The sequence below is a fragment of the Kribbella sandramycini genome (assembly GCF_013131805.1).
Classification (GTDB): Bacteria; Actinomycetota; Actinomycetes; order Propionibacteriales; family Kribbellaceae; genus Kribbella; species Kribbella sandramycini.
Genome location: NZ_JABJRC010000004.1, coordinates 103,893 through 117,630, shown reverse-complemented (window position 1 = coordinate 117,630; position 13,738 = coordinate 103,893). Strand labels below are relative to the sequence as shown.

Here is a 13,738-nt window from a genome sequence, read left to right as displayed (position 1 = left end):
CCAGTCTCCCGAAGACCCGCTCGCGTATCGATCATATGTTCGAATACACCTCAAGCGCAAGTCCTAGCTCGCGTGCGCCTTGCGTAGTGAAACCGTCCCGGCGGGCCCGTCGGCGGTGAGTTCGTAACCCGCCTGCCGGTACAGCGCCTGATTGCGGGAGCTGTGGGCCCCTGTGGAGAGCGTGATCGTCTGCGTTCCAGGTGGTGCCGCCTGCTCGGCGTGGGCGAGCAACTGCCGGCCGAGGCCGCGATGGCGGTGGTCGGGCGCGACCATCAAGCGGCCGATCTGCCAGGCGTCGCCCTCGCGACGAGCCCGGGCCGATGCCACCAAACGGCCGCCGGCCCGGATCACCCAGACTGTCCAGTCGTCCAGCCCTGAGCTGACCTGTTCGAGCGATTCGTGCAGGGCCGGCAGGTCGAGGGTTTGGTTGGCGATCGCTTCGTCGACCCAGCAGGCGCGTTGCAGGACGGTGAGTTCGGCGGCGTCGGCGTACGTCGCGCGGGTGATCTGGCCGTCCTCGGTTCGGAGCGGGCGCAGGATGCCGGCGGTGCGGATCAATTGCGTGAAGGCGTGGCGTGCGTGCGCGGTACGCCGTTCGGTGTCGATCACGGCCCCGTTGGCGACGTCGTCCGCGATGCGGAGGTAGATGTCACCGCCGATTGCGGGCATCCGGAGATTCGCGGCGACCTCGCGGGCCATCTGGACGCCGCGGGTGCCGGCGGAGGTGTTGCCGTAGCCCACGAACAGGCACGGCTTCCAGGCCCACTCCCGGCTCAGGTGGTCGAAGGCGTTCTTCAGTGTCGCAGGCATCCCGAAGTTGTACTCCGGAGTCACGAAGACGAATCCGTCGGCGGAGTCCACCAATCGGCTCCAGCGCCGGGTGTGTTCGTGGTGATAGATCCCGGTCGACGGGTGCAGCGGTTCGTCCAGGAAGGGCAACCCGACGGCAGCCAGGTCGGCGATCTCGAGGTCCGCGCCTGGAACCGTGGCCACGGCCTGCTGGAACCACGTCGCGACGGCGGGGCCCAGGCGGCCGGGCCGGGTGCTCGCGACGACCAGCAAGATTTTCTTTGACATGTCTACGAAGTTAACAGATTTCTATGACATGTCAAAGAAATGCTAGAATGCCGTATGACCCGCTGGTTGACCGCCGACGAGGAGCAGGCCTGGCGTGCCGTCCGCCGCTTCCTGACCGTGCTGCCGTCCCGCCTGGCCCGGGATCTGAATCAGCTCGGCCTGTCCAGCGCGGACTACGAGGTGCTCAGCACACTGTCCGAACAGCCCGACCACCGCTGGGGCCTGCGGGATTTCGCGGTCAAGATGCAGTGGTCGCGCAGCCGGCTGTCACATCACGCGGGCCGGATGGAGGCACGCGGCCTGATCACCCGCGAGCCGGATCCCGCCGACGCGCGCGGCTCGATCTACCACCTGACCGATGCCGGCCTGGAGCTGCTCCGGCAGGCCGCGCCCGGTCATCTCGACTCGGTTCGGGAGCGATTCGTCGACCATCTCACTCCGGCCGAGCTGGCCACCCTGGGCCGCCTCGCGGAGCGTATCGCCGACCTGCCGGACTAGATTCGCCGGCAGGAGTAGGCGACTGCGTCGCGGCCGATCCGGGTGATCAGCAGTGTGGCGGTGGCCGTCCCCTTCGGTCCCAGCTTCTTGCGGAGGACGGCGGGGTCGACGTCGACGCCGCGCTTCTTGATCTCCAGCGTCCCGATCCCGTTCGTCCGGACCCAGGCCCGCAGCGACTTCTCCTTGTACGGCAGTTCCTCGACCACCTCGTACGCCGAAGCGAACGCGGTCGGCGTCAGAGTGTCAGAGGTGACGTACGCGATCCGCGGATCCAACAACCATCCGTCGACCGCAGCTGCCACCGCTGTCACCAGACCGGCCCGAATGACCGCGCCGTCCGGTTCGTAGAGGTACCTGCCCACCGGACCGACCACGGCCTCTGGTGCGGTCCCCACAGTCGCACCACCTGGTAGGAGCGTCGCCCGACGCGCAACCCCGGCGTACAGGGCGCCCGACCACAGCGCTGCCTCCTTCACCTCACCGGCATCGCTGATCCACTCCGCCTCGACATCCGCAGGCACTGCGTCATGCGGAATCCCCGGTGCGACCTTCACACAGGCAGTGCGTTCCAGAAGTGCGGACACAAAGCTCCACGGCGGCGAATAGGCGTTGTGGTCGAACACCCGCCGTCCGTCCGCCCGACGCGCCGGGTCTGCGAATACCACGTCGTACGCCGCCAGGTCGGTCGACTCCGCGTCGCCGACCACTACCTCGCCAGACAGCCCCAGCGCGGCCAGGTTGGCGCGGGCCGCCGCAGCCGTCTCGGCGTCCCGCTCGACGCCGGTGACGCGCAGTCCGGCGCGGGCTGCGCTGATCAGGTCGCCGCCGATTCCACACCCCAGGTCGATCACACTGGCGCCCGGCAACGCCGCAGCGATCCGGCTGGCCCGGTGGACGCCGACAGTCGTCCGAGTCGCCTGCTCGTACCCGTCCGGCGTGAAGAACATCCGCTCCGCGTCCGCACCGAACTTGGCCACGGCTCGAACCCGCAGCGCCGCCTGCGTCACCGCAGCGCTCACCAGCGCCCCGTCGTACCGCTTCCGCAGCTTCTCGACGACCTGCAGCTCCCGGCCCACGGCGTACTCGGAACAAGCCGCAGCAAGCACCTCGGCGCCGACATCATCCAGAAGCGCCGAAACAGTCACCCGCACACTTTAGGGGCTAGAGCGGGCTGGAACAGGTCTTGCTCCACGTCCGGGTGGACGACGAGTAGAGGCGCCAGTTGATCGCGGAGCGGGTCTTGGGCCCGTAGATGCCGTCGGCGATGATCTTGTGCTTGCGCTGGACCATCTTGACCACCGCACGGGTGTTCTTGCCGTAGATGCCGTCGACAGCGAGCCGGCTGCCGTAGCAGGAGTTCAGGTTGCGCTGCAGCACCTGGATGGCGGTGTCCGGCTTTCCTGAGCGGTCGGAGCCGCGGTGCGGGTTGTCGCCGTACTTGAGGTTGCAGTTGGTGCTGGTGCTGCCCAGAACGGACGGCAGTGGGATGCCCCAAGTCTTGTTGACCGGCACCAATCGGGCGTCGCGGCACTGGCCCAATCGCGCTTCAGCGGCCGCAGCGGCCTCGGCGGAGGTGGTCAGCGGGTCCGCAGCGGGCGGAGCCGCCGCCTGGCTGCCGGCGTCACCAGCGGGCTTGGGTGGGGCGGCCTGGTCCTTGGAGGCGCCGGCCGCGACCGCACCGACCCCCAGGGCGCCCACCGCGGCGAGAACCGCGATTGTGCGGCCGGAGAACTTCGGCAGCTTCGGCAGGCTGAAAGCCATGGGCACTCCTCGGACGGGACGGTCCTGACGAACAAAACGGTCCCACGCCGGCCTGCAATAGGCCAGCGCGGGACCACTATCCGTACTCGGGTGCTTACAGCCTCAGAGCTTGTCGTAGCAGGCCTGGCTCCACGTCTTCGTGGTCGGGTTGTACATCCGCCACTTCATCGTCGAGCGGGTCTGCGGGCCGTAGATACCGTCCGCGGTCAGCTTGAGCTTCTTCTGGGCCGCCTTCACGGCGTCCCGCGTCTGCGCGCCGTACCGGCCGTCCTTGGCCAGTTTCGCGCCGTAGCAGTAGTTCAGGTTGCTCTGCAGCGCCTGGATCGCCCGGGTCGGGTCGCCGAACGGCGTGTTCGGGTCGCGGTGCGGCAGATCGCCGTACTTGAGGTTGCAGGTCGTGCTGGTGGACTCCCAGACGCTCGGGACGAACACCTCCCAGCCGCCGCCGACGTTCTTGAATGTCGCGGCGTCGCACTGGCTCAGCGGCGCGGCGGACGCCGAGGAGGCGGCGACCAGCGGGGTGACGACGAGGGCGGCCGCGGCGAGCGCGACGGCCGGCAGACGACGAAACATGGTTTCTCCCCAAGAGGACCGGACCCGTCCGATCGGATCCACTGCTCCCTTGGACACCGGTTCCGGCCGGTTGGTTGCCCATTGATGGCCCGGAGTGACCGCTCGGTGATCTTTCCGTTTGGCACTCGAGTTGACCGAGTGCTAATCGCGGCCTAGATTCGGTGTTGGCACTCTCGCCTCGAGTGTGCCAAACGGTCCGGCCTCCTGACCCCCGCGACGGCAGGGGAGCGCGACCACCTTGAACAGACAAGCGAATCGACCGTGGAGGTCAGCAAGTGTCGGTCACGATCAAGCCGCTCGAGGACCGCGTCCTCGTCGCGCCGCTCGAAGCCGAGCAGACCACGAAGTCCGGCCTGGTGATCCCGGACACCGCCAAGGAGAAGCCGCAGGAGGGCGAGATCCTCGCTGTCGGCCCGGGCCGGATCGACGACAACGGCAACCGCGTCCCGCTGGACGTCGCCGTCGGCGACAAGGTCATCTACTCCAAGTACGGCGGCACCGAGGTCAAGTACGACGGCCAGGACTACCTGATCCTGGGCGCCCGCGACATCCTCGCAGTCGTCAGCAAGTGACGACCGCCCGCTGTTCCTGACTGACACCGCCCCGGCTGCCCTACGGCACCGGGGCGGAGTGGGTCAGGACAGCGGGACCCGCCGTACCCCGGATATTCAGAAAAGGACTGGTTTTCTTCATGCCGAAGATCCTCGAGTTCGACGAGAACGCGCGGCGCGCGCTGGAGCGCGGCGTCGACAAGCTCGCGAACACGGTGAAGGTGACGCTGGGCCCGAAGGGCCGCTACGTCGTCCTGGACAAGAAGTGGGGCGCCCCGACCATCACCAACGACGGTGTCACCGTCGCCCGTGAGGTCGAGCTGGACGACCCGTTCGAGAACCTTGGCGCGCAGCTCGCCAAGGAGGTCGCCACCAAGACCAACGACATCGCCGGTGACGGCACCACCACCGCGACGGTGCTGGCGCAGGCGCTGGTGCACGAGGGCCTGCGGGCCGTCGCCGCCGGGGTCAACCCGATGGGCCTCAAGCGCGGGATCGAGGCGGCTGTCGAGGCCGTCTCCGCGCGGCTCGTCGAGACCGCCCGGCCGGTGGACGACAAGGGCGACATGGCCCACGTCGCCACCATCTCCGCCCGGGACGCCGAGATCGGCGCCCTGATCGCGGACGCGTTCGACAAGGTCGGCAAGGACGGTGTGATCACCGTCGAGGAGTCGAACACCTTCGGGACCGAGCTCGAGTTCACCGAGGGTATGCAGTTCGACAAGGGCTACATCTCGCCCTACTTCATCACCGACGCCGAGGCCGGCGAAGCGGTGCTGGAGGACCCGTACATCCTCATCCACCAGGGCAAGATCTCCGCGATCGCGGACCTGCTGCCGCTGCTGGAGAAGGTCGTGCAGTCCGGCAAGACACTGCTGATCATCGCCGAGGACGTCGAGGCCGAGGCCCTGTCCACCCTCGTGGTGAACAAGATCCGCGGCAACTTCACCTCCGTCGCCGTCAAGGCGCCGGGCTTCGGTGACCGCCGCAAGGCCATGCTCGAGGACCTCGCCGCCCTGACCGGCGCCCAGGTCATCGCGCCGGAGGTCGGGCTGAAGCTCGACCAGGTCGGCCTCGAGGTGCTCGGCACGTCGCGCCGGATCGTCGTCACCAAGGACAACACCACCGTTGTCGAGGGCGCCGGCAAGGCCGACGACATCGAGGGCCGGGTCAACCAGATCAAGGCCGAGATCGAGCGCACCGACTCCGACTGGGACCGCGAGAAGCTGCAGGAGCGGCTGGCGAAGCTCGCCGGCGGCGTCTGCGTGATCAAGGTCGGCGCGGCCACCGAGGTCGAGCTCAAGGAGAAGAAGCACCGCATCGAGGACGCCGTCTCCGCGACGCGCGCCGCGATCGAAGAGGGCATCGTCGCCGGCGGCGGTTCCGCGCTGGTGCACGCCGCCACGGTGCTGGACAACGGTCTGGACCTCACCGGTGACGAGCTGGCCGGCGTCCGGATCGTCCGCAAGTCCGTCGTCGAGCCGCTGCGCTGGATCGCCGAGAACGGCGGCTACGAGGGCTACGTCGTCACCTCCAAGGTCGCGGAGCTCGAGGTCGGCAGCGGCTTCAACGCCGCCACCGGCGAGTACGGCGACCTGCTCGGCCAGGGCGTCCTGGACCCGGTCAAGGTGACGCGTTCCGCGCTCGCCAACGCCGGCTCCATCGCCGCCCTGCTGCTGACGACCGAGACCCTGGTCGTCGACAAGCCCGAGGAAGAGGAGCCCGCCGCGGCCGGTCACGGCCACGGCCACGGCCACTGATCCTCAGGTCATCGGTAGTTCGCACCGCCCCGGCACCTCGTGTGCCGGGGCGGTTGTGCTTTGGTAGCGCTCATGGAGATTCGGGACCGGTCCGACGCCGACCTGGACGGCTGCGTGCCGCTGTTGCGGGAGGTCCACGACGTCGCCGCCTATCCAGTGAACTGGCCGGCCGATCCCCGAGCCTGGCTGACGCCGGCGGACCGGCTCGGCGCCTGGGTGGCCGACCTCGACGGCCGGGTGGTGGGCCACGTCGTACTGACGGCCGACGGCCCAGCCGGTGCTTCGGTCGAGCGCCTGTTCGTGGACCCGAAAGCCACCCGGGCGGGTGTCGGGCGCGCTCTGCTCGACCACTGTGTGGTGACAGCTGCCGCCCTGGGCCGGAAGCTCGTCCTGGAAGTCGTCGACCGGCCGGGCTCGCCCGCGATCGCCCTCTATCGCCGCGCCGGCTGGCAGGAGACGGGCCGCACGCCGATCGACTGGGGTGGCGCCGAGGCGAGCCACCTACTTCACTTCACGCCGCCGCCGGACTGAGCTAGGCGGACTGAGCTAGGCGGGCTGGGCGACCGCGCGCTGGATGCGCTGGCCGAGCAGGTCGGAGAGCCAGCCGAGACAGGCGCCGGCGACCAGAGCGATCAGCGTGCCCCACAGGTCGAACGACGTCCCGAAGAAGACCGCCGTCCCGGCGAAGGCGCCGGGGATGAAGCTGAGGACGCCGACCGCCGCCTGCATGCACAGGATGAAGGCGACCACGGTGACGGCGATCGCGATTGCGCCGGTGAAGGTCGCGTGGTTGAGGAACAGACTGGCCAGCCAGCCCCAGAGGGCGCCGGAGATGTTGGCGGCCAGGCCGCGGGTGAAGCCGGTGCGCCCGCCGCCGGCTGCGAAGTAGCAGGCCCAGGCGACGAAGGCCGCCCAGGTGACGAGCGCCAGCTCCATGCTGACCTGCGTCCAGATCCCGGCCAGCAGGCCGACCGAGATGCCGACGCCGAGGAAGTTCTTCATGGCAGCTCCTTAGGGGACGAGGATGGCGCGGCCGCGGACGTTGCCCGCGGTCAGGTCGTCGAGGGCCTGCTGGAAGTCGTCCAGCGGGTATTTCGTGGTGTGCAGGGTGACCGCGCCGCGGGCGGCCAGTGCCATCAGGTCGCAGAGATCGTTGTAGGAGCCGACCAGATTGCCGATCAGGTTGATCTCGGTCGAGATGATGTCGATGGTCGGTACGACGACGTCCTCGCCGTAGCCGACGACGTGGTAGTCACCGGCCCGGCGCAGCATCCGGATCCCCTCGGAGGTCGCGCCGCCCTCGCCGACGAAGTCGACCACGACCTCCGCGCCGGCGCCGCCGGTCAGCTCCCGGACCGCGCCGACCTGGTTGCCGTCAGCAACGATGCCGTGATCGGCGCCGATCGAGACGGCGAGTTTGACCGCGTCGGCGTTCCGGTCGACCACGATCAGCTCGGCCGGAGTGAGCGCTTTCAGCACCTGGATGCCGATGTGCCCGAGGCCGCCGGCGCCGATCACCACACAGCGGTCCCGAGGGGTCAGCCGCCGGGCTGCCTTCGCAGCTGCGTGGTACGCCGTCAGCCCGGCGTCCGCGAGGGCGGCGACGTCCGACGGTTCGAGGGAGTCGTCGATGCGGACGACGCTGCGGGCCGACGTCCGCAGGTACTCGGCGTACCCGCCGTTGGTGTCGATGCCGGGGAAGGCGGACGACTCGCAGTGCACGTCGTCACCGGAGCGGCAGGCGCGGCAGAGACCGCAGGTGATCAGCGGATGCAGGATGACCTTGTCGCCCTCGCGGACGTTTGTGACCGCCGAACCGACCGCGTGTACCCAGCCGGCGTTTTCGTGGCCGATTGTGTACGGCAGCGTCACACCGCTCTTCTCGGCCCACTGTCCTTCCAGAATGTGGAGGTCGGTCCGGCAGACACCAGCGCCGCCGATGCGGACGATTACGTCCCACGGATGCTCCAGCTGCGGCTCCGGGACCTCTGCGGCCTCCAGGTTGCGGTGGTAGCCCACCACGTTGACGGCTCTCATCAGGCTGTCTCCTCATCGGGGTAGCGGGTGCGCAGCAGTCCGCGGCAGAAGTGGGCGTTGCCCTCGATCGAGATCCGCGTCGAGCGGGCGCGGCGCAGTGCGAGCGGTACGGCGGCTTCGGCGTACGGCGTGCCCGTGTGGTCGACCAGGACCAGTGCATCGGGCGTGGTGGGGAGACCGATCGTTGCGCGCCGTCGGCGAAGCGCATCGGTGTGCTGGTCGTCCGGGAGGTCGGCCAGGGTGACTGACGCGAGCGGGGCGTCTCGACGCTCCCGCAGCAGGTAGGTGAGGCAGCGTTCCATCGCGGCGGTGTGGGCCTTGCGCTGGAACGTCAGCCGCAGCTCGTCGAGGTCCTGCTCGGCCTCGTGTTTGAAGGTGCCGCGGTAGCCGGCGTCCGCCGCGAGGCCGCGGTTGATCAGCTCGGAGTCGTGGTGGTCGTCGAGCTGGACGGTCACCAGATGCGTCCAGTCGAGCGCGGTCAGCACGTCTTTCGCGTCAGCGGCCATCAGATAGGCGAAGTTCGGCGCACAGAACGCCGTCGGCAGCCGCAGGTGCACTTCGACCGCCGAGTCGGTGACCGTGACCGACCGGACGAAGCCGAGGTCGGTGATCGGCTCGTCGAGCTCCGGATCGACGACGGCGCCCAGAGCGTCGTACGCCTGCTTCTCCTGGACGTTCATCAGGCGTCCACGAGGTCGTCGGCGCCGCGTGGGCCGGTCGCGGTCTCGTCGGCGTCCGGCAGCCGCAGCTCGGCCGGTACATCGAGGTCGTACATCTTGGCCGCGTTCAGGCCGAGGATCTTCTTCTTCTGCGCGGTGGTCAGCGGTGCGTACTCCGTCAGGTCCGCCGGGATCTGGAAGTCGACGAACGACTCGACCAGCCACTTCGGGGTCCAGAGCGCGTAGTCGGAGGAGAACTGGATCCGGTCCTCGCCGATCCAGTAGAGGAGCTCGCCGATGATCTGGGCGAAGTAGCGCGGCCGGGTGTGGATGAACGGCATCGCGACCGCGAGCCCGCCGTGCACGTTCGGCTCCTGGGTGGCGATCCAGCAGAAGTCCTCCAGCCGCGGCAGACCGACGTGCTCGACGACGAAGTTCAGGTCGGTGAAGTCGGTCGCGACATGGTCGATGTCCGCGACGTCGAACGCGTCCCGGTCCAGCGGGCGGATCGTCGGGCCCTTGTGGACGTGGATGTTGGTGATGCCGAGCTCGCGGCACAGCTCCAGGTAGCGGTACGACCAGGGGTCGTCGAGCCGCCAGCCGCGGGACTCGCCGTGCCACTCGGCGGTATAGAGCTTCACGCCCTTCAGACCGAACCGCTCGGCGTCGGCGCGCAGCTGGTCCAGACCGGCCTCGCCGTTGCGCGGATCGAAGTTGTGGTTGTAGGTGAGCTTGCCGGGGTGTTCGGCGGCCAGCTTGGAGGCCTCCTCGGTCTGGCCGAAGCCGTTGCCGTAGAACTCGCCCAGGTAGGCCGGCTGGAAGACCGCGTGGTCGACGTAGCCGAGTTCGAACAGGTCCCGCAGCAGCCGTTCGCCGCCTTGGTAGAGGTAGTCGTCGTACGACCACACCTCCTGCTCCGGGGACAGGTTGCGGTGGTAGTCGTAGAAGCAGTCGATGAACTGCTTGCCGTGGATGTTGCGCTGGTTCTCCGGACGGGCGTCCCACAGGGCGACGTGCGCGTCCACGATGTAGTAGTTCTCGCCGTCTTTGCTGTACATCTCGGTTACTCCTTCATGCGCCGGTTGAGGCGAAGGTAGGAGTGGACAGTCGGCGACGGCAGACGGTCGGCGTCTCAATGTGAGACGTCGGGCTGTCTCAATCTGAGACTGCGACCTCTGGACCCACAGGTATGGTCGTTGCACCCTCGTGAGAGAGGAGGCGCCCGTGGAGATGAGCGAACGGCTGCAGGCCTCTTGGCAACGCAGTCAGGAGTACGGCGTCTCGGTCGAGGAAGTGGAGCCGGTGTTCGCCGGCACGTTCGACCAGGAGTCGCTGTTCTTCCAGTGCGGCCGTGAGGTGCTGACCGACCTGCACAAGACGCTGGCCGCCGAGCCGATCAGTCTGATGCTGACCGATGCGGACGGGCTGGTGCTCAACCGGCTCAGTGGCGACCACAGCCTGCTTCGCGCGCTGGACGCCGTCCATCTGGCTCCTGGTTTCGCATACTCCGAGCGAGAGACCGGGACGAACGGCCTCGGGCTCGCACTGGCTGACCGGGCGCCGACTCTGGTCCGGGCGGAAGAGCACTACGCGCAGAGTCTCTGTACCTACACGTGCGCAGCCGTACCGGTGTTGGACCCGTTGACCGGTCGGCTGGAGGGCAGCGTCAATCTGACAACGTGGTACAAGTCCTCCAGTGAGCTGCTGCTCGCGTTGGCGCAGTCCGCAGCCAGTAACACCACGGCGTTGATGCTCGCGCGGTCGCAGGGCCGAAGTCCGCGACCAGCTCCGCGCGGTGAGGTGTTCCGGGTCGAGTCCGCCCGGCTGGAGCCCGGCTCCGGTACTCTGCGGTCGCTGTCTACCGCGTGGACCGGTGCGCTGACTCTGACCAAGCAGGCCTTTGCTGCGGGCCGCGTGGTGGCGGCAGTGGGGGAGGCGGGGTCCGGGCGGGCCACTCTGCTTGCGCAGGGCGAGCGGGAGACCAGACCGCGGGAGCGGATCCTCGCTGCGAGTCCGCCCGCGCCGCAGGACGTCGAGGCCTGGCTGTCACTGTGGACGCCGGAGCTGGGCAAGCCGCACACCGCGGTCGTGCTGTGCGACGTCGACGTCCTACCTGCATGGGTTGCGGAGCGGCTGCGCGACTTGATCCACAGTGTTCAGGGGCCGGTCCCGTTCTCGATGACTGCTGAGCGGTTCGAGGACATCCCGGCGGCGTTGGCTGCGCTGGTGGACACCGTCGTACCAGTGCCGCCGTTGCGAGACCGCTCCGGCGACGTACTGCCGTTGGCCCGGTACGCCGCTCGTCGGGCCCGCGGCCGGGACGTCGAGTTCACCGCGGCCGCGCAGCGCGCCCTGACCGACTACGCGTGGCCCGGGAACGTCGAACAGCTGCACCGGGTGGTCAAGGTCGTGGCCGGGCGGACCGACGTCATCGACGTCCGGCATCTGCCCGGAGAGCTCCGCTCCGGGCCCAGCCACCGGCTGAGCAGCATCGAGCGCTTCGAACGCGACGAGATCATCAGAGTGCTCGGCCGGCCGGGCGTGTCGATGAAAGACGCGGCTGACGAGCTGGGCATGAGCAGGGCGACGATCTACCGGAAAATCGCCCAGTACGGCATCCGTACGGCCCAGTAGTCACAAATCGTGAGCAAATGGCTGGAACTGGCCACTAAGTGCCACCAATTGCCACTAGGCAAGCAGAGGTGAGAGTCGTACCATCTTTCAGGCTGACCGGTCCGACACGAGGGGGCGAGGGGTGACCGAGGTCCGAGTACCGCACACCCACGACCGGGTCGAGCTCAGGGATCTGGCCGCGCTGGCGAGCGGCGGCGACCACACAGCTCTGAACGACCTGCTCACCCGGGTGCGCGCAGTGGCGCATCGCTATGTACGGTCCCGGTTGTGGACCTATCCCGGCGGCGCCGACATGGTCGACGACGTCGCTCAAGAGGTTTGTGTCGCGGTTTTCGGCGCATTGAGCCGGTATCGCGACGAGGGGAGGCCGTTCGAGGCCTTCGTCTACGGCATCGCGGCCCGCAAGGTCGCCGATGCCCAGCGTGCGTACGCGGTGGCCGACGTCTCGACGCCGGACCTGCCGGACGGCGCCGACGAGTCACCGACGCCGGAGGAGCACGCGGTCCGGCATTCGGAGGTCCAGCGCATCACGGACCTGATGGAGAAGCTGCCGGAGAAGCTGCGGGAGATCCTGCGGCTCCGGGTGGTAGCGGGGTTGTCAGCCGAGGAGACCGGCCGGGCACTGGGGATGACACCGGGGGCGGTGAGGGTCGCACAGCATCGGGCGTTGAACACGCTCAGGGGGTATGTGGGGCATGAGGAACGAGGAGCAGGGGAGGGGCATCATGGCTGACCGTTTCGACCTCGACGCGATCGACGCCGATGACGCACTGCTCGACCTGCTGGCCGCTGGAGGGGAGTCCGCGCGGTTCGCGGGCGAGCACGACCCGGCCGTGGCGCTGCTGGCCGAGCTGCGGCTGGCGGTGGAGGTCGAGGACGAGCTCCCCGAGGAGACGATCGACGACGCGGAGAGCTTCCTGGCGCGGTGCGCCGCGCTGAACCCGGTGACGGACCCGTTCGCCCGGAAGATGGCGGCCCGCGGTCTGGCGCTCGGCGTCGCCGCGGTGGCGGCGCTGTCGGTGTCCGGAGTGGCCGCCGCGGTCACGGGTGACCCGCTGTCGCCGTACGAGAAGGTGATCGAGAAGATCACCGACGCGGTCAGCCCGACGACGGACTTCCCGAAGGAGCAGCTCGAGGGGCTGCCCGTCGTGGACAAGACGACGATCGTCAAGGTCGCGAAGGACTACCAGAAGAAGCAGGAGCAGAAGGCCGCCGAGGCGAAGGCCGGCGAGGACAAGACGCTGGCCAACGGCGAGGTCCCGCAGGACACCGTCGCGGTCATGCCGCCGCTGGCGCGGCCGGCCGTGATCACCAACCCGACGGTGATCGAGCAGCCGGTGGTCCCGCCGCCGACGACGACCACGCAGCCGCCGACGACGTCCGAGCCGCAGCCCGGGAACGGCGACCCGACGGACAAGCCGTCCGATCCGGTCCCGTCGGATCCGCCGCCGTCCGACCCGCCGCCGACGACGGAGCCGACTCCGCCGCCGACCACCGAGCCGACGACGCCGCCGACCACTCCGCCGACGACCGAGCCCAGCACGCCGCCGACCACCCCGGCGCCGGGGAACGGCGAGAACGGCAACCCGGGGACGCAGCCGAGCACCCAGCCGACCGGTGACACCGGGACCAACCCGAACGAGAACCCGGGGGAGAACCCGAACCCCGGCAACCCGGGCCTCCCGGAGCAGCCGGGTTCGGACACCGGTGAGACCGGGGACACCGAGCCGGGTGACACCCCGACCCTCGTGCCGACTCCGGACGCCCCGAGCGGCGACGTCAAGCCGGTCGAGGACGAGGCCGTCGCCGAGGTCGAGAAGCTGGTGAAGGCGATCGCGCCGGTGCTGCCGACGCCGACCGGCGCTCCGGTGGAGCTGCGCAGCGCCGAGAAGTACTTCGGCAAGCACTCCAGCGGCAAGGTCGCCTCGGGGTCGGTCCGCAAGGCCTACACCAAGGGCAAGCACTCCTCCGGCAAGTACGTCGAGGGCAAGCACGCGGCCATCGAGCGGACCCACGGATCGGTCGAGGACGAGGCCGTCCTGCAGATCCTCGGGGTGCTGAACAACCGCCCGAAGTAGCCGAAGCAGCTGGCCGGGCCCGGGTCGCGACCCGGGCCCTGGTCATGCCTGTGGACGGCCGATTCTGACTCCACGTGACGGCGGCATAGGATGGTGTTCCGTTCTCGCCG

At 68.9% G+C, this 13,738-nt stretch carries 15 protein-coding genes; 7 read left to right on the top strand and 8 right to left on the bottom strand.

From position 1 onward, the window contains the following. Positions 1-63 precede the first annotated feature (63 nt). Complete coding sequence (locus HPO96_RS18655; RefSeq protein ID WP_171674779.1) at positions 64-1,077, bottom strand: GNAT family N-acetyltransferase; 1,014 nt, start codon at positions 1,075-1,077, stop codon at positions 64-66. A gap of 54 nt (positions 1,078-1,131) precedes the next feature. Between HPO96_RS18655 and HPO96_RS18650 the strand changes: the two genes are divergently transcribed. Then, positions 1,132-1,575: a MarR family winged helix-turn-helix transcriptional regulator gene (locus HPO96_RS18650; RefSeq protein ID WP_171674778.1), complete on the top strand. Its 444-nt coding sequence runs from the start codon at positions 1,132-1,134 to the stop codon at positions 1,573-1,575. On the opposite strand, the gene HPO96_RS18645 is transcribed toward HPO96_RS18650, so the two are convergent. The 3 genes from HPO96_RS18645 to HPO96_RS18635 all read right to left on the bottom strand — a co-directional run bounded on the left by HPO96_RS18645 (position 1,572) and on the right by HPO96_RS18635 (position 3,909). After that, positions 1,572-2,720 carry a class I SAM-dependent methyltransferase gene (locus tag HPO96_RS18645; protein WP_337796707.1) on the bottom strand — a complete coding sequence of 383 codons (1,149 nt, stop codon included), beginning with the start codon at positions 2,718-2,720 and terminating at the stop codon, positions 1,572-1,574. The genes HPO96_RS18650 and HPO96_RS18645 overlap by 4 nt on opposite strands. 16 nt (positions 2,721-2,736) lie before the next feature. Continuing rightward, positions 2,737-3,336 carry a peptidoglycan-binding domain-containing protein gene (locus HPO96_RS18640; protein WP_171674776.1) on the bottom strand — a complete coding sequence of 200 codons (600 nt, stop codon included), beginning with the start codon at positions 3,334-3,336 and terminating at the stop codon, positions 2,737-2,739. Positions 3,337-3,438: 102 nt separating this feature from the next. Then, positions 3,439-3,909, bottom strand: a complete 471-nt coding sequence (locus tag HPO96_RS18635; RefSeq protein ID WP_171674775.1) for a peptidoglycan-binding domain-containing protein — start codon at positions 3,907-3,909, stop codon at positions 3,439-3,441. A gap of 275 nt (positions 3,910-4,184) precedes the next feature. Here HPO96_RS18635 and groES point away from each other — a divergent pair, with 275 nt between their 5' ends. The 3 genes from groES (at position 4,185) to HPO96_RS18620 (ending at position 6,751) form a co-directional block, all read left to right on the top strand. Then, positions 4,185-4,481, top strand: coding sequence for a co-chaperone GroES (gene groES / locus HPO96_RS18630; RefSeq protein WP_130384566.1), 297 nt, complete (start codon positions 4,185-4,187; stop codon positions 4,479-4,481). A 119-nt stretch (positions 4,482-4,600) separates the two neighbouring features. Further along, a complete protein-coding gene (gene groL, locus HPO96_RS18625) occupies positions 4,601-6,220 on the top strand; it encodes a chaperonin GroEL (RefSeq protein WP_171674774.1) in 1,620 nt (539 codons plus the stop codon). Between the two features lie 72 nt (positions 6,221-6,292). After that, a complete protein-coding gene (locus HPO96_RS18620; RefSeq protein ID WP_171674773.1) occupies positions 6,293-6,751 on the top strand; it encodes a GNAT family N-acetyltransferase in 459 nt (152 codons plus the stop codon). 15 nt (positions 6,752-6,766) lie between these two features. Here the strand turns inward: HPO96_RS18620 and HPO96_RS18615 are convergent, their stop codons facing one another. Genes HPO96_RS18615 through HPO96_RS18600 form a run of 4 tightly spaced genes read right to left on the bottom strand, consistent with a single transcriptional unit; the run spans position 6,767 to position 9,974 of the window. Beyond that, complete coding sequence (locus HPO96_RS18615) at positions 6,767-7,222, bottom strand: DUF1097 domain-containing protein (protein ID WP_171674772.1); 456 nt, start codon at positions 7,220-7,222, stop codon at positions 6,767-6,769. 9 nt (positions 7,223-7,231) lie between these two features. Continuing rightward, on the bottom strand, positions 7,232-8,257 hold the full coding sequence (locus HPO96_RS18610) for an NAD(P)-dependent alcohol dehydrogenase (RefSeq protein ID WP_171674771.1): 1,026 nt from the start codon (positions 8,255-8,257) through the stop codon (positions 7,232-7,234). Next, entirely contained in the window at positions 8,257-8,937 is a 681-nt protein-coding gene (locus HPO96_RS18605) for an iron-sulfur cluster assembly protein (protein WP_171674770.1), read from the bottom strand. Before HPO96_RS18605 ends, HPO96_RS18610 begins: the two co-directional genes overlap by 1 nt. After that, positions 8,937-9,974: an amidohydrolase family protein gene (locus HPO96_RS18600; protein WP_171674769.1), complete on the bottom strand. Its 1,038-nt coding sequence runs from the start codon at positions 9,972-9,974 to the stop codon at positions 8,937-8,939. Before HPO96_RS18600 ends, HPO96_RS18605 begins: the two co-directional genes overlap by 1 nt. A 172-nt stretch (positions 9,975-10,146) precedes the next feature. Between HPO96_RS18600 and HPO96_RS18595 the strand changes: the two genes are divergently transcribed. From HPO96_RS18595 to HPO96_RS18585, 3 genes are all read left to right on the top strand, one after another. After that, a complete protein-coding gene (locus HPO96_RS18595) occupies positions 10,147-11,550 on the top strand; it encodes an AAA-type ATPase lid domain-containing protein (protein ID WP_171674768.1) in 1,404 nt (467 codons plus the stop codon). Between the two features lie 121 nt (positions 11,551-11,671). Beyond that, complete coding sequence (gene shbA / locus HPO96_RS18590) at positions 11,672-12,283, top strand: RNA polymerase sigma factor ShbA (protein ID WP_171674767.1); 612 nt, start codon at positions 11,672-11,674, stop codon at positions 12,281-12,283. After that, positions 12,276-13,628, top strand: coding sequence for a hypothetical protein (locus HPO96_RS18585; RefSeq protein WP_171674766.1), 1,353 nt, complete (start codon positions 12,276-12,278; stop codon positions 13,626-13,628). Before shbA ends, HPO96_RS18585 begins: the two co-directional genes overlap by 8 nt. Positions 13,629-13,738 lie beyond the last annotated feature (110 nt).